This is a genomic window from Litoribacillus peritrichatus (assembly GCF_039537985.1).
Classification (GTDB): Bacteria; Pseudomonadota; Gammaproteobacteria; order Pseudomonadales; family Litoribrevibacteraceae; genus Litoribacillus; species Litoribacillus peritrichatus.
On the sequence record NZ_BAABBN010000004.1, the window covers coordinates 936,443 to 954,911 of the forward strand.

Consider the following 18,469-nt stretch of genomic DNA (forward strand, 5'->3'; position numbering starts at 1 on the left):
ACTATTTGGTCAACTTATAATCCGCAGCCCCTTTGACCTGACACAAGATGTTTGTTGCTGAAAGTAGGTAAATTTTCGCTAAAATACAGGAAATTCTTTTTAGCAATTAAGCAAATCAAAGGTCTGTTTCTACCTTTACTTTGAGGTTCATAATGGAAAAAGTTTACATCAGTGCTCAACAGCTTCTTGAAGATTCAACAAAGATGGCACTACAAATTTTTGAAAGTGGCTTCCGCCCAAACTACATCGTAGGTGTATGGCGTGGTGGCGCACCCGTAGGTATTGCTGTACAGGAAGTTTTAGACGTACTTGGTGTGGAATCGGATCACATTGCGATTCGTACTTCTTCCTATACCGGTATTGGGGAACGAAGCCGACACGTTAAAGTGCACGGCCTAACGTATCTGGTTAAGCGGTTGGAGTCTGAAGATTCGCTATTAATTGTGGACGACGTACATGATTCAGGTTTGAGCATCCAGCAAACGTTATTTGATATTAAAAAAGCGTGTAAGAAGAACTCTCCGGAGATTCGCATTGCAACGCCTTACTTCAAGCCTGCAAATAACAAAACAGACAATAAACCCGACTATTATGTGCACGAAACAAATGAATGGTTGGTTTTCCCGCATGAGTTGGACGGTTTGACGAAAGAAGAGATTATTAATAACAAGCCTGAGTTTGCTGATGTCGCGAAGAAGATGGAAGAGCTTGGGTTATTAAAATAATTCAAAAGTGTCTCTAAGAAGAGGCACTGGTAAAAAAACGACGAGACCTGGTTGGTTCGTCGTTTTTTTTTGCTCAACTGAAAAATTTATCAGTTTTCTATTGGGTGTTCACTTGATAAATCAAGGCCTGGGTTTGGTTGTTTTTTCCTTTAATTATGTTGCTTTCAAGATGCATTGAAGCCAGGTTGTCTTCGTGTCCGACCGAAGAAATCGCTGTGCCATTGCCTGCTGTTTTATTGTTGATGATCCAGCTTTGGTTGATGGAAAGGCTTGATCCGTTCCAGTTCGCAAATGCGCCGCCATCGTTGACGGATGAATTTTTGAAGAACACAGAGTGATTTACCGTTGAGGTTGAGCCTTCCGAGACAGCGGCTAAGTCGGTGCCGTCTGCTCCGAGCAGAACGCCGTTAAATTCATTGCCTCCAGTGGCAATGGCGCCGCCACTGCCATTCATTGATGTTTGGTTATTAATGAATGCGCTGCCGTTGACGGTCAGTGTGGAAGGGTAGGTGATGGGTGCGCCAATCATACCAAAGAAGGTAATGGGCGTTGTGGCGTTGTGGATCGCTCCCCCGTCGCCGTTTACCGATGTGTTGTTAAAGAACTGGCTATTGTTGATCGTCAATCGACCCGCCAAATCATTACTGATGGCACCACCGCCGTAAGTTTGTTCTTCATTTTTCATGATACCGGGGAATACGTCGGCTTGGCCGGTTTCGAGCTGACCAAGGCTGGTGTTGCCGGAAAACAGACTGTTGTTAATGATGGTACTGCCGAAGTCAGGTGCCAAACCGGCGAATTGATCGAATAGGGCAAAAAAGTTCTGATTCCATATGGCTCCGCCACGTGCTCGGGCAACGTTGTTTTTGAAGACGCTGTCGTTGATTTCTGTATTCAGGCTGATCATGACCAGAGAGCCGCTGTAGCTGGACTCATTATTTTTGAATAACGCATTGTTGATATAAGCCTGATGTAAAGGCCTGATGAAGTTTCCGTTGGCATCTGTGGCCCTGTCTCCTTGTCGTGTTCCAGTTAAAAGCAGGCCCGCTGCGCCGTTGCCAAACTCAATGCCGTCTATGTTGGTATTTGGGGCGTCATGAGGAATACCATTTCCACCGTTATTTTTAAAGGTCGCTCGGGTGATTCGGGTTTCGCTGCCTGGATTACCCAGAACGAAAGCGCCGGCACCAATAGAACTTCTGTTATTGGTAAATCGGGTATCTGCAATGACTACTTGTTTGGTTTGATCCGCCGGGTTGGTTGGGTCAAACTCATTATGGATCGCCAAACCGCCGCCAAAGCTGGTCACAAAATCATCGGTGATGGTGGGTTGAGTGAAGGGCACAGAAAACCCAATGGCGCGGTTTTTATCAAAATGGCTATGGCTGACGGTTACGTTAGACCGACGGACAGCAACGGCGCCGCCATCATCGCCTGCGGTATTTTTCTCAAATACACTGTTGTGAATGGTAACTTGGTGGGTGTTGTGCGCGGCAACGGCACCACCGTCTGTGTCGGCTTCTGCTAAAGAATCGTGGACATCCGTTTTCGAACGAACGGTTTGGTTATGGCTAAATGCACTGTTGATGATTGAAAGAGCGCCGCCTTCAACAAAAACAGCTCCGCCAAACTTTTTTGCTTCATTGTTGGTAAAGGCGCTGTTGCAAATGGTGACGTGAGAATCCACAGCGAACAAACCTGAACCGCGCACCTGGTTAGACGCATTCAAGGCATCCTCAGAAAGGTGACCATTGGCTCGACCTCCTGTGATATGTAAATTGTATAGGGCAATGTTTGAGTTGTCTGAAGTGAACATCAATGGGCTGTTCTTCAATGCTGAGACTAATTTGGTTTTGTGCCGCTCGGTTTTGTCCGGGGTGCGTGTCAAGCTTTGTAGGCGTTGCTCTGTACCTCTGAAGCCTCCAATCAAGTAAACGTTGTTTGGTAAACGGTAGCTTGTTTCATGGTTTGTATAGGTTCCTTGACTGACCCATATCTGTTCTCCGTGGCTTGTGGATTCTGCCAGCTCAAATGCGTCATGCAAGTTGTTGAAGGCGGTTGCCCAGGACTGACCGTCGCCTGAGGTGGCTATTTCGCCGTTGACGTAAATGGTTTTAAGCTGTGAATCAGGCATGCAAGCTTGTTCTGAGAGTTGGGTGCTTGCAAAAGATACGGAAGCGGATATCAAACAAACAGGAAGCGCAATTATTTTAGACAATAGACGTTGTGGGGCTTTCATTATGATCCCTTTGGTAGTCTGAGTTGAATTCGAATATTGGAAGAAGAGAGGCTGAGCAGCCTCTCTTAATACCCCATTGCGGAGCTATGGGGTATTTCGGGCGATGATTTCAATGCGGATTAAGCAAGTTGTTCTTAACCGATCAACTGAAATTTCGCATCCATGCCTTGGTCTCTGGTCGGGATCAATGCCTGATACTCTTCCGAGTTGTACCAGGCAATGGCTTCGTCTTTTGATGGGAAAGTTACGATAACTTTCATCGCGTGATCCGCGTCGCCGTGCAAATGCTCGATCGGGCCTTTTGCAAGCATTTCGCCAGAAAACTTGGCTAAGGTTGGCGGTACCGACGCGCTGTACTCCTGAAGCTTTTCTTTATCTTTTGGTGTGAAACCTACGATGACATATGCAGACATGATTCTTCTCCGGTTTTGTGTAGTAAATAAGGGTGTTTTTTGTCGACTAGCCTGAACAAAATTAAATAGACTGTTAAGTTTTATTAAACAAAAGGTGATTTTGTTTAATAAAGTTTTTGGCTTACTTGTCTGTTCAGCGTCTTTATGACTTCCTGAAAAGTCAGGAAGTCATTGATGGGTGGTTAATAACAACCGTGGATGTTAAACGGAACGCGGGTTGGCGGGTCCAGAAGTACATCCCCTGACGTTGGCCAAGTCAGCTGGTTGGCTGCCAGAACACCGGCAGGCAAACCTAAGAACGTTTCGCCAGGAGATGCGCCATACACCTGCTGATCCCAATGGTAAACAGCGTTGATGTAGCTTGAGCAGGATTGAGCACCTTCTTTACATTCACGAACGATGGAATAAGGCATTTCAATTTCTGCGTAGGCACAGCCTTTTGCATCAGTCACCATCACATTAGGTAAACCGCCCATTGGAACGGCATAACCCTGTTCATTTTCGGTAAGCGGGTTGGTAGCACCCACATCCCACAAGGTATATAGCCCGTTTGGTAAACCATTTTTGATGGTCACTTTGACTTTAAAGTTACCGTTACGCTTTTCACGGACACTGATTAAGCCACTGATTTTATTCCACTGTTCAACCGTCGGCGTGGCGTTAACAGGTTTTGCGAAATACACACTCGGCGCAGCGCCAGGCATTGGAAATGCTTCTGGAATGATTCGGTCTTCTGGCGCCTGGAATCCAAAGTAATTGCTGCCAATGTTGCCGATAGGGGTGTTCACTAGGGCTGGGTCAATGATTCCATTCGGGTTCATAAAATTGAAGAAGGTGTCAGAGGTGGCGATCAAACTTTGTTTGTTGGTATCACCAGTGATCACAGCGGCGGTGTTATTGGCTTCGTCGTAGGCGCGAACTTCGTCGATTAACGGGCTTGGGTTGAGCCAAGGCACCATGGGCGATGCGTTGCTGTAGTCTGCAATGCGTTCGCCGTTATAGATATTCACACCGTGCGATACATAACCCTGGATTTTTGTGGTCTTAGATGCATTCGCAGTGCCTGTGACAGAGATTGCGATGGCGGCTGTGGTGGCTAGGGTCAGTGCTTTTTTCAGAAATTGCATGTTTTCTCCGGAAATATAAGTTTTGTCTGGTTTCATTGTGTTTATTTTTTACTTAAAGGTGGTCGCCTACCGGGAAACACAAGTGGTTTGAACCAATGCGGCCAGGAATCATCCCTTTGTCCATCATCACGGGGCTGGTGCCGTATAAGACGTGGTCCCAATGCAGGAATAATGAGACGTACATCAATGGGTTTTCACGCTCTAAGGGGCAGTAGGTCAAGTCTCGTTTGAACGTAGCTCGGCCGTGTTTGTCGGCAACAATGGTGTTGTCCAGGCCACCCATTGGGCTGAAGGTCATCGGAATTGGGCCTTCCTCTCCGTTTGGCGGGTTAGTGACAGCGAAGACTTGCCATGCGGTATAAACGCCATTTGGAACAAGGCCGGAAGCGTTTAAGCGAACGGCGCCATTACCATTACTTTTACACTTCAATAAGGCATGGCCTTTGGCCTTGTTCCAGTCGGCAACGGTGATCGGGTCTAAACGGTTTTGCACCGGATTAAATTTATGAATGTTCTTTGATGCCGTCGGAATCTGTTGTCTCGGCCCAGAGCTCGTCATGGTGTGGGCTTCAGCAATAGGAACATTGAAATGATCGTCCGGTGTAAGGGAAGGGTCTATTTCCAGACCCAGGCTGGAGATGAAGTTTTTAGTAGAATCACTGTATATGGTGACCACCGGAGTGTTCAGTGGCGTAGAGTTTGTGATTTCCTGGGCTTCAAATTCACCAAGAGCACCGACTTCAGAAATAGAGAAATTATTCCAATATTGGAAAACTGAAGGCGGAAGAAATTCCTCGGTATGGGCGTAATCCGTCAGTTGAGCGCCATTAAAATAGTTGCCGCCATGACAGGCCTGGCCTGGCACCAGTTCTATATTTTTAAAACCGGCCTCTGCGGCGCTGCCGAGCACCAGTGTGGAGGCAATCACTGCTTTCGCAATGGTTTTCATTTTTGTAGTCATTGTTTGTCCTTGTTATCTTTTTTTTGTAATTGTTTTAGGTTTTTCAAATCAAAGAGCAGAGAACTCTACTTTTTGTATTTTGAAATCTTTGACGGGTGTTTTTGTCCCGCTGAAGAGCTGGTGTAGGTGGCTGTAAACCACAAACAGCTCATCGTTTACTTCAGTAAGCGTGGTAGGGAAGGTGGTACCTGTGTCAAACTGAGCTGTCAGGCGCGCTGAATTCCACTGATCCGTTGTGGTCAATTGATACACTGCGCTTGGAAAACTTGGTCCTGCCAGGCTGTTCGTGACTAATGCAAGTTGGTTCGACTTGGTCAGCAACAAACCATCAATCTTGATGGCTTTCGGCACCTCAAAGGTGATCTCTTTCAATGCTGTTGGCTGATTCAGCGGGATTTTGAATAACCTGCCAGAATCGTAGATGGCGGTGATCAAGTACCCGTCAGGATGAAATTCGATTCCGTTCAGTCCAAAGGTGCCCGGCGCTGTGGCCAATCTTTCATCTTCTATAAATACGCTGGACTGGCCATCGGGGGTAACTTTATAGATAACGGGTGCAAAGCTGTCTGTGATGTACAGATTGCCTTCTGAATCTAAAGTAACGTCGTTTGCAAGGTGACCGGATTTAGACTTCGAACTTTCAGAAAGGCTGCTGGTCAAGTCGATGGACTGCAACTTCTTACCTGAATCTATGTCGTAAATTGCGATGTTGGCCAATTGGCCTTTTGTGGTTTGTAGGCTTTTGCTGGATACGCCAGGGTCGGAGTTACACACGATGAGTCGATTACGGGCAGTATCGATTTTTAGTCCAATAGACGAGATCAGCGCATCATCCAGAACCACTGTACTTTGTGTTCCGTCGGCAGTGACTTTGGTGATTTGCCCTTTGCTGACCGAGCTGAGGTAAAACGCTTTTTCCTTAGAACTGTAATCTATGCCTTCTGGGTATAACCCTTCGCTGGAGAAGTTAATTTCTTGTGGGATTGCATTGTTATTCGCGGCCACATAGCTACTGCCAAATATCATACCTGTGGCTAATAACATGGCGTGAGTTTTCCGGAATTTTTGATTAAACATGTAATTTCCCTGTAATAAATCTTGAAGTGATAAAAATTGTTTGCCAGATTAACAGCATATATAAATGCGATAATCGCCTTAAAATAAGAAAGATTGTTTTTTCAGTAGGACAATAGAATGGATTTAAATCGGACTTTAATTTTCCTGACCGTGGCTCAGGCTGGCTCATTTACAAAGGCCGCAGAAGACTTAGGCATTACCAAGTCAAAGGTCAGCAGGCAAGTTAAAGAACTAGAAAAACACCTGGAGATTCAGTTGTTTCATCGTACGACACGACAAATCTCATTGACTCATATGGGGCTGAGGTTTTATCAATCGTGCGAGCCTTTGGTGGCCCAGCTTAAAAAGTCAGAGCAGATGATCAAAAGCCAGAAGATGGAACCTTCCGGCACGTTAAAAATTACGTTTCCACCTGCGCTAGGGGTTAACCTGTTTTCAAAAATTACCAGTGCCTTTATTAAAAAGTTCCCTAAGGTGCAGCTGGAGGTCATCTTATCGGACGGCTCCGAAGACCTGGTTGGAAAGGGCATTGATTGCGCAATTCGAGGGGGCGTTTTAGAGGATTCTTCGATTATTTGCCGGCATCTTTTTTCTTGTGAACGGGGTATTTTCGCCAGCCCTGAGTATCTTGCCAATGCGAAAGAGATTCGTGAGTTGCGAGATTTAAACTCGCACAATTGGGTGTCCTTTAATAACTGGCGGCAGAATAAAATGAAAGTACTGGGGCCGGATGGGGCGCATAAGGTGACGATTGCTCAACCCGTGATACAGGTGAATAGTATTCTCTATTTACACGAAGCACTGGTTGGAGGCTCGGGGTTAGGCATTTTGCCAAGCTTTATTTCTAATCTTTCAGTAAAAGAAGGTTCTGTTGTCCGGGTGTTGCCTGACTACCGATTAGAGGACATAGATTTTTATCTTGTCTATCCCAACTCCTCGTTTATTTCTCCGGCGCTACAGGCATTTAAAGAGTTCTGCTATGAGTCGATCGAGTCGTCTGAACTGCTGAAAGAGTATATTGAGGTGGCTTGAGCCAAGCCACCTTCTGATTTTAACCCTTGTTTGCCCTGAGTTTGGTGACGACTTCGCCTCCTACCCCCCAGTTATCTGTGTTGACTTCATCAATGACGACAACGGTGGTTTTGGGGTTTTTATCCAGAACATCCACCAACAGTTGGGTGGCTCCTTTGATAAGTGCTTCTTTTTGTTCTCTGGTGACTTGCTCGTCGGTAATTTTGATGTTGATGTAAGGCATGGATGCTTTCCTGTTTATGAATGATTAATGACTTTGAGATTATCGCTTCGAATCTTAGGTTCCGGCTTTTGTTGATAGAGACTGGGAGGATGTCGCTGGTTTCTGGTGGCGTATCCATTGCGTATTGGCCAGCCAGACGCCGATGCTGACAAACAGTAGGGCCACACCCAAAGTGATACTTGCCTCTTCGTTGAACAGGGGAATGGCTGTAAAACCAGCCAAGACCGGGACTATCGCCATCATGGAACCCATCTGAGCCGCACCGATTAACTGAACAGCCCGAACGTACAACAACATTTGTACTATGGTGGCCATGAAACCCTGATAAAACGCCTGCAGTAGTATTTCTTCGAATCCACTGTTGAGAATATTTTTCGGTAGCCACAATAAATAGAGCGGTAAGTAAATAACGCAGGTAATTACCGCGAGACTGACGGTTGCTTCCCAGGGGGAAATGTTCCAACGGTTAATTAATACTGAGAATATTGCCCAGCAGATGGCGCCTCCGGTTAAATATAAATGGCCTTTCGACAGGCTGCCTGTTTGACTCAGTTCTTGCCAAAACAACGCTGAAATACCAAAGGTGATAACCGCAATGCCGACCCACTTGCTAAGTAAATGCCGTTCTTTATTCAGTAGCATGGCCAAAACTGCAATAGAGACAGGTAATAATCCCGGCAGAAGCACGGCTGCGTGAGAGGCCGGGGTTATCTCAAAGGCTTTAAATGTAAAGATTGCGTAGCCCAGACCCCCGATTAAACTTGTGATGATGAACTTAGCCTGAAATAAGTTAAAAGGCTTCCAAATTAGCCAAAACGGCAGAAGCAAGGCTGCACAGGTTACGTAGCGAATCGCAATCACGTCGTAAGGTAGCAGGGGGCTGATGCCACCCACTCGGGATACCAGAATGAAACCAGACCAAATTAATACCGCGCCAATCGCGCATAAGTAGCCCTGTGAGTGAGCGTTATTCATCCAATACATCCCTTAAGTTTGTTGATTTGATCACTATATCGTTTTAATGTTTTTCAAAATAATGAATAATTATGAAATATATTTTCTCTAAATAAGAAAAGGTGGGCAGGTGGAACTTTCGGATTTGGCTGTATTTCAGGCGGTGGTGGAAGCAGGTGGTGTGAGCCGGGCGGCGGAGATGCTTCATCGGGTGCCTTCTAACATCACATCACGTATTCAGAAGCTGGAGACTGAACTTGGAAAGCAGCTGTTTATTCGTGAGAAGAATCGGTTGCGTATATCGCCGGAGGGTGAACAGCTGCTTGGTTATGCGGTCAAGATATTGGCTTTGGCGGATGAGGCTGTTGAGCAACTGAATTTGGATCACCCAACCGGTCGTCTTCGGGTCGGGAGCATGGAAGCGCTTGCGGCTTCTCGGTTGTCGAGCGTGTTGACCGATTATCACACCGATTTTCCTGATGTTGAGCTGGAACTAAAGACCAACCCAACGGGCCTGTTAATTGATCAGGTCATCTCAGGTGAACTTGATTTAGCCCTGGTGGCCGATCCACCAAAAGACGCGAGGTTGGAAATAACACCAATATTTTCAGAGCGATTAGTTTTAGTGTCATCAAGGAATCAGGCCCCGGTATCATCGCCGCAAGACTTGAGCGACAACCCTACATTACTTGGCTTCTCCACCCGTTGTGCTTACCGGAACCGGCTTGCGGATTGGGTCCAAAGTTTTGATGTTGCGCCTAAAGTGGTAGAAATCAACTCTTATCATGCGTTGCTGAATTGTGTCACTGCTGGAATGGGGGTGGGAATCGTTCCTGAGGTGCTATTAGTCCATTACCCTTTTAAAGATGGCATAAGAACACACCCGCTGCCTGACTCTATTGCCGACACCACCACCTGTGTGATTTGGAGAAAAGACTCTGCCAAGCCCAGTTTATTAAAGTTTTACCACTGCCTGTTGGGGCACTCGAATCTAGCGCCGAGATGATCTTTCTTGTAAGGCTGAGTAGGGCTAACGAAGGGTTTTTCTTTAGAGTTTCAAATGATTTTCAGGCAATTGTGATTGCCCAAGAACAGCAACGATCAGGATAAATCCCTTTTCTTTGGTAAAATAGGCTGTGTGCTTACCCACTGGGAAGTAGAAGCCATTTGGATATATCTCATCACAGCTTTTTCCTATCGCAGGGTTGTCGGCAAGCATTTGAAAAGCAGTAAGTAGGTTGTCTCTGTAGTTATTCCACTGGAATTCGGAAAAATTTGTGACTGTGTAGCTTTTGATCTTGCGTAAATGACTTTGTGCCAATTTACTTAGCTTGTAATTTTTCGTTTGCATACTTGAGGTTACAGGCTCTTCAAGAATATTTCTCCATCAACTGCATTTCCTTGTGCCAGGTCTTCTTTTGCAGATTCAAAGCAATGTTTAATGTAATCGACTTTCATTGCTTCAAGTTCTTCGTAGTCTTTAATGGACATAACGACAACAGCATCTTTACTGTTTTTACTAATTTTAACTGGCGCTCGTTGAGCACTTAGAAGTAGCTCACCAAAATTACGTTTAGCTTCATTTGCTGTTAATGTGTGCATGTTCAAGCTCCAAACTTAGGTTGCCAAAAAGATTATAGGTGTTTGTATAAAATGTTCAATTTAATTAAATCGCACGATTCGCGCGAAAAGAAGGCTAACTAATACAGATAAGCTGTCGAAGCTGCAACTCATCCAATTATGTGCGAGCCTTCAGGTTATTAAAGTAATTATCGATGTGAGACCTTTTGGAGGAGGGGCGTAGACTGTTGACTACTTTTTTCAGCCCGAGCTCTTTGACCCGAACGAAGCCGAAGCCTTTCGACTGGTCGTTAATATCTTGTTTTTTATTCTGAACTTTAACTTCTTTTAGTTGATCGTTCGAAGCTGGGCGGCTGTATTATTTTGATGAACGGGATGACTAGCATCGAATAAGCTTCTGTCACGATAAAATGGACAAACTCTCTTTATGGGTTAAACAACTGACCGAACGACGGGGAAGCTGTAAAGCGATCGTTGCGTTAGCGAATCGCTTAGCAATAATTGCCTGAGTTTTACTCCACAAGAATGAAAGGTATGTGCAAGTATAATAAAGACAGTGATCACTGGTAGTCATTATGAATGTTGATAAAGCGGGTATCCCGTACTTGATGAAAGCCTGTGTGGACAAGGCATTTAATGATGAGTGGCTGTTTAAGGCCATCAAGTGCGGATCTCATTAGGGCCAGATAGAACAAAGTCTCAGGCCGGATATATGTCAGCATTACCCTGACTTCATCAGATAAGAATGAAATCCAGGTAACTAAGAAACAAGGGCTTTGAAACTCAGGCATTCAAGGTATTGCTAGACTGTGCCTTGACACCGGAGGGGCATCCATATATGTCCTGACTAGTTATTGAAGCTGGTAAACATAAAGAAACGAGCAGACCATTGCTGATCTGCTCGTTTCGAGGTGATATAACCTATCGGTGAGGGCGTTGCTTATCTATGACGCCCAGCATCAACGTAGCAGTAGCCCATGCGAGAAATCGGCATCTGACTCAAGAGGTAGTCATTGATCACATGGCCAAGCGCATCCTCAAGGGAGTCGTCGCTGTAGTGGTAGTCCGTGTATCTGTCGGCCGCCTGAGTGAATTTTAGTCGTTCACCGTCTTCACCGTATTCAAAGGTGACGGTGTTTTCTCTGGTGACTTGCTGATCGGCCAATTGTTGGCTTGTGATTGTTGAAACACCGTTTTCATCGTAACTATAAGACACTCTCTTAGTTACGATAACTGGGGTGGTTGGCTGCTCACGAACACTGACTTCACACCCGGTCAAACGGCCTTGCTCATCATAGCTATATGGTGCGTTGGATTGATAGATGAGTTGTTCTTCTGCGTTAAACAAGGTGGCTTCCTTTAAGATGATCAAGCCATCGTTGTTATAGGTTTCGGTGTAGACCGACGTCAGTCCATCTTCAATAATCGTCTGTGAGGTACTGTTACCTTCATAGGAAAAGGTAAAAGCTGAGTTAGACGTTGGGTTTTGACCGTTCATATCAAACCCGCCTCGGTAGATATATCGTCCAGTGCGTCCTGCCTCGTCATAGCTTTGTGTTTCGATAGAGATTGTTCGGATTGGATTTCCATCGGCGTCCACTTTCTCGCTCGAAATGCTAATCAAACGATTCTTTTCATCCGCTTGGTAGGTGGCGTTCTGAAAATTATCAGGGGTACCATCGCCGTTATTATCCGTTAGATAAGCACGCTCGGTTAGTCGGGTACGATTGTCCCGGTAGGTGTATTGGGTGAAGTTGATGTTGTTTAAGGTTTCCAGATCGCCAGTATAGTAAGAATATTCAGTAGTGGTTGGCATGGAAAACACATTCCAGGTACGAGTAAGAACATGGCTAGAATCATATGAGCCATTTCTGTCCTGATCTGTACGGCTGGTTTCTTGGGTGAGATTTCCGTTGGCATCGTACTCTAACGCGATCTCTTCTCTTTTAGTATCAATCTTAGTCTTAGCCGTAACTTGGCCTGACTCATTTAAGACATAGTCTGTGCTATAGGCGACGGAAGATGTGAAACTAATATCGCGCGCTCTGACGGTAGCACTCACGTTTACACCACCCAGTTGATAGAGGGTTGTTAGTGGTACTGTTTTGTCCATTGCGAGTGAAATACCGGTTTCTTGCTGGAAGGTTAGCATAGGCTCGACTTTGTAGAAGTCACTGAGTCGCATTTCAAATGTTACGTCGAGCTCATCCAGGGTTGGCTGCCATTCCGTCTGAGTAAGATCAATCCCGTTAGAGGCATCGCGGTCACTATCCAGGGCCAGTAGTAGTTGCATGATGTTGGAGGCTTGGTGCAACCCGGAAACCTGGCTCGGATGATTCGAATCCACAATATTGGCCAGTTGAGATTGTACCTCATAACTTTCAGGCGCACGCAGCTGGGCGCGAATCTCTTTTGCTGTACGAGGCAAGGTGAAGGCGCTGTCCAGCAGTTCAAACAGAGACAGGTTTGTTTCTGGCGTCACTGTCACCAGATCGGTCGTTCCCAGAGCAAAAGTAATGTCTTCACCTTCCCGATATTCAAAGGCTCCTCGCTCGGAGGTGACACCTGAAAGTGTTGCTGTGCGGTAAGAAAGCCCTGCCACGGTATCCAGATACCCTACTTGGACACTTCCGCTGGCGGCATTTGCACCTGAGTCTGTTTCTGAATTTGAGCCTGATCCTGAGCCACCGCCACAGGCAGCAAGCGCAGCGGACGTCAGTCCGATAACGAGTGTTCTTTTCATTGTTTCTCCCAACCCTTTTTATGTATGTAAATAATTTTTAGGCGGAGCAATCATAGGGAGAAGCTAATGGCTGGGGTATGAGCAAATTTAGGGTGAAAAGTGAGGTAAATTTCGATCAATACCCTAAATTGCACTATTGAGACAATAGGGCGGAACACTACTATAGTTACCCCTGTACCAGAGAGATTGAGGACACCATGTCGAGCGTTACTGCTGAGGTGATAAGCCGGGCCATGGAGGACTTAATTCACGCCATGAACATTGATGTTCAGAAGGCCGTTTGTTGGTCCGGATGGCTGGATGTTTTGGTGAACTATAGCCAGGCAAGGGAAGGCCGGTTAAGTATCCCGTCATTGAATGTCGAACGGGCTCGGTACGCGAAAGGAGTGCAAGGAAATCGCAAGGATGTGATCGCTCAACAAGGTGTTAGTCAACAGGGCTTCGGAAACGAATACCGTCGAAATTGGCTTGTGGAAGGTCATGGTGTCGAATTAACCCTTAGTTTTGATCAGGATACAGTGATGGCTGAACGCTTATTGTGGTTGAGCCAGTTTGATGACTGCTTAATGGCGTCGTTAACCATAGGGATCAAGCACTCGCACTTTCTTGGTCAACGACGGTTGGTGAATCTGGCATTAGATACGGTGCGTCTGGCGATGCTGGAACTCGATGCTAATGGTCGTATTCTGCACAGCAACTACCTGGCTAAAGCATTGATTGAGGATAAAACCATTTCGGTCAATGCCCGTAAACTGGCCAAGTTAGGCCAGCTGAAAGTGACCGATTATCTTTCCGACCCTCTTCCTAATGAAAAAATCAGTTTCCGTTATCAGGCGGATGATTGCCTTTATGAGTGCATGTTGCTGTATTCGCTGGATGACTTGTTCTCCTGGTCGGGGCAACAAGCCGTGTACTACCTGACGTTAAAGCCTTTGGATAATTCGCCAAATGCTGATTGGCTAACACAGGGCTTTGGGTTGACCGATTCCCAGGCAACGGTAGCGGGGTGGGCGTGTTGCGGTAAATCGGCTAAAGAAATTGCTGCATTAACGGGGCTAAAAGTGAGTACGGTATATTCCTACCTTAAAGCGATTTACAAGAAACTCGGTGTTCAAAGCCAGTCACAAATGGCCGCGATGATCTGGCCTAATATTTTTTAATAGACCAAACAGTCATGTTTACTGATCCTAAATTAATCACACAGTATATTAATCGGCTGTACAGTGCGGTCACCCGGCCGGGCGACTTATTGACGATCCTGCAAGATCTGCAGGAACAGATAGACTCTCCTTACGCGGCATTCCAGGTGGAAAACCTTGAGACTCACGACTTAAAAGCATTGCACATGCTTGGCTACAACGAGCAGTCGATGAAAACCTACGAGGAGTATTTTGTAACCTGTGACCCCTGGACGAAAACCGCTTATGCCCGCAACCTGGACAATGGTGTATTCATCACGGGCGAGCGAATCTTATCGGATAAAGATTATAAAAACTCCGAGTTTTATACCGACTGGGGGAAGCCCTTTGATGTCTGCCACGCGATTGGCACCTCCTTTCTTATGAGTGACGGTTATCACGCTAAAGTGTCTTTTCAACGAGGTCGTCAGCAAGGGGCATTTTCGGAACAAATTGAAACCTCATTGAATTTGCTTCGTCCGCACTTTGGTCATTACGTACGTTTGGCGCCGATATTTGAAGTGGCTAGTCGATATCAGCACCACTGGCAAAGCTTTATTCATCAATTGGATCGGCCCGTGTTTGTTGTGGATCAAACCCTAAAAGTCGTCATGATGAATCGCGAAGCCGAAGAATGGATGAAGGAAACTGCGCTATTGGGAGTGTCTCACGGGCAATTGATGGCCGCAGATACTCGTCAACACAGCCAGCTTCAAAAAAGCATCGGCTGGGCCAGCCACCCGGATACCCTGAACAGCTCCACCTTGGGGTTTGTTCAGCTGTACTCTGCCGAGAAAATTGAAAACCTATGGACTTTACCGCTGATTGATTTCGAACAATCAGGTTATGACTCCACTGGCATGGCACTGCTGATTGCGCGTCGGCGCATCCCGCATTACAAAATGGTGATGGAAAGGTTTTCGCTCACCCAGCGTCAGGCGGAACTCTGCTTGCTGATGTTAGAAGGGAAAACGTTGGAAGAAGTCTCCCAGGACATGAATGTGGCTCTCAATACCACACGTAACACCTTGGTAACCTGTTTTTCCAAATTGGGCGTTCGAAACCAGGTTCAGCTTATTCAGTTGTTATTGACGCAGATGTAGAGAGAACTTCGATGAACCATTTGGGCGTCATCGCTTCGAAATCCGTTCGAATATTTGAAGGCAGGTAACTTGCCGAATCCAATACAAACGCTTGCCCGTCGACCCGCTTAAACACCACCCAATGCCAGAAGTTTTTACCGTCTTGCTGATGGTGTTTGATGGACAACAAGCGACGAACTTAAAGCACCGTAACTCTACGGTAATAAACATGGACCCTATTCTAAGAAAATTGGCGATAGTATCTATTGCTGGTTTTATATGCAGTGTTTTTGTGTTGAAACTAGTAAAGATCAATCTTATGCCTAAGCCACGCAAAGCTCAGATATCCTTAGATGCGATACCATTCTATCGTTGTGTCTCTCCAACTTCGCTGCGAGATATGTCGGGCGTGCTTTTTTGTGTGGCCTGGATCGGCTCACAGGCAAGAGCTACGGGCATCGTCGTGGATGGTTGGGAAACAAACTTCTTTTACTGCCATCCATCTTCTCTATTGAAATAGCCGATTATACCATTATGCCCAATCACCACGTTGCGATCATTATCATGAGTTTCTGTATGTGGACACTGAGCGGGCTCAAAGTTGGTCGGTTTTGGGACGGAGTTATAAAATTCAGGCTCTTCTAGATGAAAAGGTGTTGTTAGCGTGTATGGCGTATGTGGACCTGAATTCTCTGCAAAAAATAGACAAGAATTTATCTGTATATATTAACAGTGTTTGTGTATTGTTTAAGAACTAATGAATAATTATTTCTTAAAGGTGATACATGATTAATGGAAGCTGTTGTTGTGGAGCGGTTCAATTTGTACTAACAGAAATGCCGAGCATGATGGGTACATGCCATTGCAGTCGATGTCGAAAGGTTGGAGCAAGCACTTTAGTATTTGTAAAATCTGAAGCATTTCATATCACTCAGGGACGTGAGCAAATAGCTACTTATATAGCAGAGTCTCCTTATAAATATAATCGATGCTTTTGTTCTGTCTGCGGTACGGCTCTTGGTGAAGTGTTCTCAGAGGACTCATCATTCCCTATATCAGCCAATTGTATAGATGGTGAACTTGAGCTTGAAAATGCATTTCATGAGTTCGTTTCAGAAAAACCATGTTGGTTTAAAATTGGTGACACTGCCAAGCAATTTGATGAACACCCACATGAGTAATTTGTATAAAGTATAACTAATACAGATAGGCTGTCGAAGCTGCAACTCATTCACTTATGTGCGAGTCTGCAGTTTATTAAAGTCACGTAACGCTCAATTTAGGAGTTAATTTCAATGTCTTATTCCGAGGCTAGTTGCCTTTGTGGTTCTGTAAAAATTACGGCTGAAAAGATCAATCCTAAGTTTACGGTTTGCCACTGTCAGTCATGTCGAACTTGGGGTGGTGCTCCATTCTTTGCGGTGAAATGTGGTACTCAAGTGAAAGTGGTAGGGGATGATAAAGTAACAATGTACAAGTCTTCCTCTTGGGCTTCTCGAGGTTTCTGCTCTGAGTGCGGAACCCATTTGTTCTATAAGTTCAAGGAAACAGGTGAATACAATATGCCAGTGGGTTTATTTCCAAATCTAGAAGGGTTGGAAATGGACATGCAGTATTTTAGTGATATGCGCCCAAGTTACTATTGCTTTGCCAATGAGACTCAGGAAATGACTACCGAAGAAATTATGGCTTACTTTGCGGATAAGGTGTAACCCAACGTATAGCTAACCCAGTTAGGTTGCGCGCTGCCGCAACTTACTCTGATTGTGTTCGATTCGTATGGTTATGAGCTTATGAGTGGAGGCAGCTTGGATGAAAGTCTTCTGAGAAAAAATCTCGTCGAGGCCATTCTTATCTGATTTATAATGTCTTTATCAGACATTTCTTGATCAATCATTCCAAATTTAAATCATTGTCGTTTTTTAAACATTCAGCGTCACCAAATCCTTCAGAGTATTGTTTCCTGATTGTGTAGCCTAAGGTTAAAAGGACGGATTACTCAAGGAATACTATGAGGTTGAAGCTCAAAGCCCGTTGGGCATTGATTATTATTTTTATGACGGTGTGTTCCTCCGTTCAGTCTGAACCTTTTCATGGCATCATGCATCGCACGGTTGTTTTTGTGGAGCAAAAGCCGTCTGAACTTTCTCATGAAGAACTGGGGGCGCTATTGCCCGGTTTTTCTCGAGTGGAGCAATTTAAACTTAAGGTTCAGGAAAGAAATTATCGGTTGAGTGTTAAGGCTGTTGATCATGAGTCGGTGATGTTGCCAGACGTGGCCTATCTTGCGGATTTTGGCCGAGGCATTGATAAAGCGTATGCGCTCAAGATACAAAACTACCGTTATGCGCTGGTGTTGGATGTGGCCTATCCGGAAAAAGACATGATTAATGGCTTAAAAATGGCGGATCAATTCATTTATAAACTAGCTCAAAAGCTTAACGGTGTGATTTGGGATGATGAAACACAGGAGCTGTTTTCACTGGCCGCTTGGAAGCTAAGACGAAACGATGCCTGGTATCAGAACATTGCGCTGATGGAGTCGCACATTTTGATTCATTCGGAAATGACTACGCCTGAATCGATCGATATTCAGTCATTAGGGATGGCGAAATTCGGGCTACCCGATTTACGAATTCATGACTTTCCTTATGAGCTTTTGGGTTCGATGGCCAATTTAATGAATTTAACTGCTCAGTCTTTATTTGAAGGAATAAAGCCGGATGATGCCGGGATGTTGCAATTGTCTTTCCAGTCGCTGAAGGAGTCGCCTTACAAAGTAAAGCTGCTTCAAAGTTTGGGCTGGGATAATAAAGTGATTGTTAATGTGGGGTTAAAGGGTGTGCCGCTGTTAACTGTTGATGAATTAACTGTTGATGAAGAGGCTGAATTGCCCGCGAAATTCCCTAATTTGGTGTTGGAGATTACCTTTGATCATGTAGCTGCACCAAGCCGGACAAACAAGCAGATTGTCGTACTTTCAAACTTGTTTCGTAAAAGAGATTCGAGCGCCCATCATTCCAAAGTAAATGATGTTTTTTAATACCTTGAAATGCGGTATTGATCCGTGGTTTGAGTATTGAAAGGAGCTTAGAAGGGAAGGACTGTAAGAAGGAAAGCAGCTATCAGTGATG

18 protein-coding genes and 1 pseudogene are annotated in these 18,469 nt (G+C 45.3%); 8 read left to right on the forward strand and 11 right to left on the reverse strand.

Translation table 11 applies throughout. The annotated features are described in order from the left end of the window. Positions 1-152 precede the first annotated feature (152 nt). Positions 153-725 (forward strand): phosphoribosyltransferase, encoded by a 573-nt coding sequence (locus ABD744_RS05495; protein ID WP_344796254.1) that lies wholly within the window; start codon positions 153-155, stop codon positions 723-725. A gap of 97 nt (positions 726-822) precedes the next feature. Here ABD744_RS05495 and ABD744_RS05500 read toward each other — a convergent pair whose 3' ends face one another. From ABD744_RS05500 to ABD744_RS05520, 5 genes are all read right to left on the reverse strand, one after another. After that, complete coding sequence (locus ABD744_RS05500) at positions 823-2,964, reverse strand: hypothetical protein (protein ID WP_344796256.1); 2,142 nt, start codon at positions 2,962-2,964, stop codon at positions 823-825. Between the two features lie 134 nt (positions 2,965-3,098). Then, a complete protein-coding gene (locus ABD744_RS05505; RefSeq protein WP_344796258.1) occupies positions 3,099-3,377 on the reverse strand; it encodes a DUF1330 domain-containing protein in 279 nt (92 codons plus the stop codon). A 182-nt stretch (positions 3,378-3,559) separates the two neighbouring features. Continuing rightward, a complete protein-coding gene (locus ABD744_RS05510) occupies positions 3,560-4,504 on the reverse strand; it encodes a hypothetical protein (RefSeq protein WP_344796260.1) in 945 nt (314 codons plus the stop codon). Between the two features lie 52 nt (positions 4,505-4,556). Next, positions 4,557-5,465 (reverse strand): hypothetical protein, encoded by a 909-nt coding sequence (locus ABD744_RS05515; RefSeq protein WP_344796262.1) that lies wholly within the window; start codon positions 5,463-5,465, stop codon positions 4,557-4,559. 48 nt (positions 5,466-5,513) lie between these two features. Next, the gene (locus ABD744_RS05520; protein WP_344796264.1) at positions 5,514-6,542 is read right to left on the reverse strand and encodes an SMP-30/gluconolactonase/LRE family protein; all 1,029 of its coding nucleotides are present in this window, start codon (positions 6,540-6,542) and stop codon (positions 5,514-5,516) included. A 117-nt stretch (positions 6,543-6,659) separates the two neighbouring features. Here ABD744_RS05520 and ABD744_RS05525 point away from each other — a divergent pair, with 117 nt between their 5' ends. Then, positions 6,660-7,574: a LysR family transcriptional regulator gene (locus tag ABD744_RS05525; RefSeq protein ID WP_344796266.1), complete on the forward strand. Its 915-nt coding sequence runs from the start codon at positions 6,660-6,662 to the stop codon at positions 7,572-7,574. A 19-nt stretch (positions 7,575-7,593) separates the two neighbouring features. On the opposite strand, the gene ABD744_RS05530 is transcribed toward ABD744_RS05525, so the two are convergent. Continuing rightward, the gene (locus ABD744_RS05530) at positions 7,594-7,797 is read right to left on the reverse strand and encodes a 2-hydroxymuconate tautomerase family protein (RefSeq protein ID WP_344796268.1); all 204 of its coding nucleotides are present in this window, start codon (positions 7,795-7,797) and stop codon (positions 7,594-7,596) included. A gap of 54 nt (positions 7,798-7,851) precedes the next feature. Further along, positions 7,852-8,772, reverse strand: a complete 921-nt coding sequence (locus tag ABD744_RS05535) for a DMT family transporter (RefSeq protein ID WP_344796270.1) — start codon at positions 8,770-8,772, stop codon at positions 7,852-7,854. Between the two features lie 109 nt (positions 8,773-8,881). Here ABD744_RS05535 and ABD744_RS05540 point away from each other — a divergent pair, with 109 nt between their 5' ends. Beyond that, positions 8,882-9,757 carry a LysR family transcriptional regulator gene (locus ABD744_RS05540; RefSeq protein WP_344796272.1) on the forward strand — a complete coding sequence of 292 codons (876 nt, stop codon included), beginning with the start codon at positions 8,882-8,884 and terminating at the stop codon, positions 9,755-9,757. Positions 9,758-9,799: 42 nt separating this feature from the next. On the opposite strand, the gene ABD744_RS05545 is transcribed toward ABD744_RS05540, so the two are convergent. The 3 genes from ABD744_RS05545 to ABD744_RS05555 form a co-directional block, all read right to left on the reverse strand. After that, complete coding sequence (locus ABD744_RS05545; protein WP_344796274.1) at positions 9,800-10,102, reverse strand: type II toxin-antitoxin system RelE/ParE family toxin; 303 nt, start codon at positions 10,100-10,102, stop codon at positions 9,800-9,802. An 8-nt stretch (positions 10,103-10,110) separates the two neighbouring features. Then, the gene (locus ABD744_RS05550) at positions 10,111-10,353 is read right to left on the reverse strand and encodes a type II toxin-antitoxin system Phd/YefM family antitoxin (RefSeq protein WP_344796275.1); all 243 of its coding nucleotides are present in this window, start codon (positions 10,351-10,353) and stop codon (positions 10,111-10,113) included. Positions 10,354-11,272: 919 nt separating this feature from the next. After that, on the reverse strand, positions 11,273-13,075 hold the full coding sequence (locus ABD744_RS05555; protein WP_344796277.1) for a hypothetical protein: 1,803 nt from the start codon (positions 13,073-13,075) through the stop codon (positions 11,273-11,275). A gap of 197 nt (positions 13,076-13,272) precedes the next feature. Here ABD744_RS05555 and ABD744_RS05560 point away from each other — a divergent pair, with 197 nt between their 5' ends. Beyond that, positions 13,273-14,235, forward strand: a complete 963-nt coding sequence (locus tag ABD744_RS05560; protein ID WP_344796279.1) for a helix-turn-helix transcriptional regulator — start codon at positions 13,273-13,275, stop codon at positions 14,233-14,235. 14 nt (positions 14,236-14,249) lie between these two features. Continuing rightward, a complete protein-coding gene (locus ABD744_RS05565; protein ID WP_344796281.1) occupies positions 14,250-15,356 on the forward strand; it encodes a helix-turn-helix transcriptional regulator in 1,107 nt (368 codons plus the stop codon). Here ABD744_RS05565 and ABD744_RS05570 read toward each other — a convergent pair. Further along, positions 15,328-15,525, reverse strand: a pseudogene (locus ABD744_RS05570) (hypothetical protein); the annotation flags it as partial. The gene ABD744_RS05565 and the pseudogene ABD744_RS05570 overlap by 29 nt on opposite strands. Before the next feature lie 595 nt (positions 15,526-16,120). Here ABD744_RS05570 and ABD744_RS05575 point away from each other — a divergent pair. The 3 genes from ABD744_RS05575 to ABD744_RS05585 all read left to right on the forward strand — a co-directional run bounded on the left by ABD744_RS05575 (position 16,121) and on the right by ABD744_RS05585 (position 18,378). After that, positions 16,121-16,516 carry a GFA family protein gene (locus ABD744_RS05575; protein WP_344796285.1) on the forward strand — a complete coding sequence of 132 codons (396 nt, stop codon included), beginning with the start codon at positions 16,121-16,123 and terminating at the stop codon, positions 16,514-16,516. Positions 16,517-16,630: 114 nt separating this feature from the next. After that, the gene (locus tag ABD744_RS05580) at positions 16,631-17,047 is read left to right on the forward strand and encodes a GFA family protein (protein ID WP_344796287.1); all 417 of its coding nucleotides are present in this window, start codon (positions 16,631-16,633) and stop codon (positions 17,045-17,047) included. A gap of 299 nt (positions 17,048-17,346) precedes the next feature. Continuing rightward, complete coding sequence (locus ABD744_RS05585; protein ID WP_344796289.1) at positions 17,347-18,378, forward strand: hypothetical protein; 1,032 nt, start codon at positions 17,347-17,349, stop codon at positions 18,376-18,378. Positions 18,379-18,469 lie beyond the last annotated feature (91 nt).

Excerpts from the sequence above, each read along its gene's own strand:
- ABD744_RS05565 (WP_344796281.1), top strand. The coding sequence starts at position 14,250 with ATGTTTACTGATCCTAAATTAATCACACAGTATATTAATCGGCTGTAC.
- ABD744_RS05510 (WP_344796260.1), bottom strand. The coding sequence starts at position 4,504 with ATGCAATTTCTGAAAAAAGCACTGACCCTAGCCACCACAGCCGCCATC.
- ABD744_RS05530 (WP_344796268.1), bottom strand. The coding sequence starts at position 7,797 with ATGCCTTACATCAACATCAAAATTACCGACGAGCAAGTCACCAGAGAA.
- ABD744_RS05500 (WP_344796256.1), bottom strand. The coding sequence starts at position 2,964 with ATGAAAGCCCCACAACGTCTATTGTCTAAAATAATTGCGCTTCCTGTT.
- ABD744_RS05560 (WP_344796279.1), top strand. The coding sequence starts at position 13,273 with ATGTCGAGCGTTACTGCTGAGGTGATAAGCCGGGCCATGGAGGACTTA.
- ABD744_RS05505 (WP_344796258.1), bottom strand. The coding sequence starts at position 3,377 with ATGTCTGCATATGTCATCGTAGGTTTCACACCAAAAGATAAAGAAAAG.
- ABD744_RS05520 (WP_344796264.1), bottom strand. The coding sequence starts at position 6,542 with ATGTTTAATCAAAAATTCCGGAAAACTCACGCCATGTTATTAGCCACA.
- ABD744_RS05550 (WP_344796275.1), bottom strand. The coding sequence starts at position 10,353 with ATGCACACATTAACAGCAAATGAAGCTAAACGTAATTTTGGTGAGCTA.
- ABD744_RS05545 (WP_344796274.1), bottom strand. The coding sequence starts at position 10,102 with ATGCAAACGAAAAATTACAAGCTAAGTAAATTGGCACAAAGTCATTTA.
- ABD744_RS05515 (WP_344796262.1), bottom strand. The coding sequence starts at position 5,465 with ATGACTACAAAAATGAAAACCATTGCGAAAGCAGTGATTGCCTCCACA.
- ABD744_RS05555 (WP_344796277.1), bottom strand. The coding sequence starts at position 13,075 with ATGAAAAGAACACTCGTTATCGGACTGACGTCCGCTGCGCTTGCTGCC.
- ABD744_RS05535 (WP_344796270.1), bottom strand. The coding sequence starts at position 8,772 with ATGAATAACGCTCACTCACAGGGCTACTTATGCGCGATTGGCGCGGTA.
- ABD744_RS05575 (WP_344796285.1), top strand. The coding sequence starts at position 16,121 with ATGATTAATGGAAGCTGTTGTTGTGGAGCGGTTCAATTTGTACTAACA.
- ABD744_RS05525 (WP_344796266.1), top strand. The coding sequence starts at position 6,660 with ATGGATTTAAATCGGACTTTAATTTTCCTGACCGTGGCTCAGGCTGGC.
- ABD744_RS05495 (WP_344796254.1), top strand. The coding sequence starts at position 153 with ATGGAAAAAGTTTACATCAGTGCTCAACAGCTTCTTGAAGATTCAACA.
- ABD744_RS05580 (WP_344796287.1), top strand. The coding sequence starts at position 16,631 with ATGTCTTATTCCGAGGCTAGTTGCCTTTGTGGTTCTGTAAAAATTACG.
- ABD744_RS05585 (WP_344796289.1), top strand. The coding sequence starts at position 17,347 with ATGAGGTTGAAGCTCAAAGCCCGTTGGGCATTGATTATTATTTTTATG.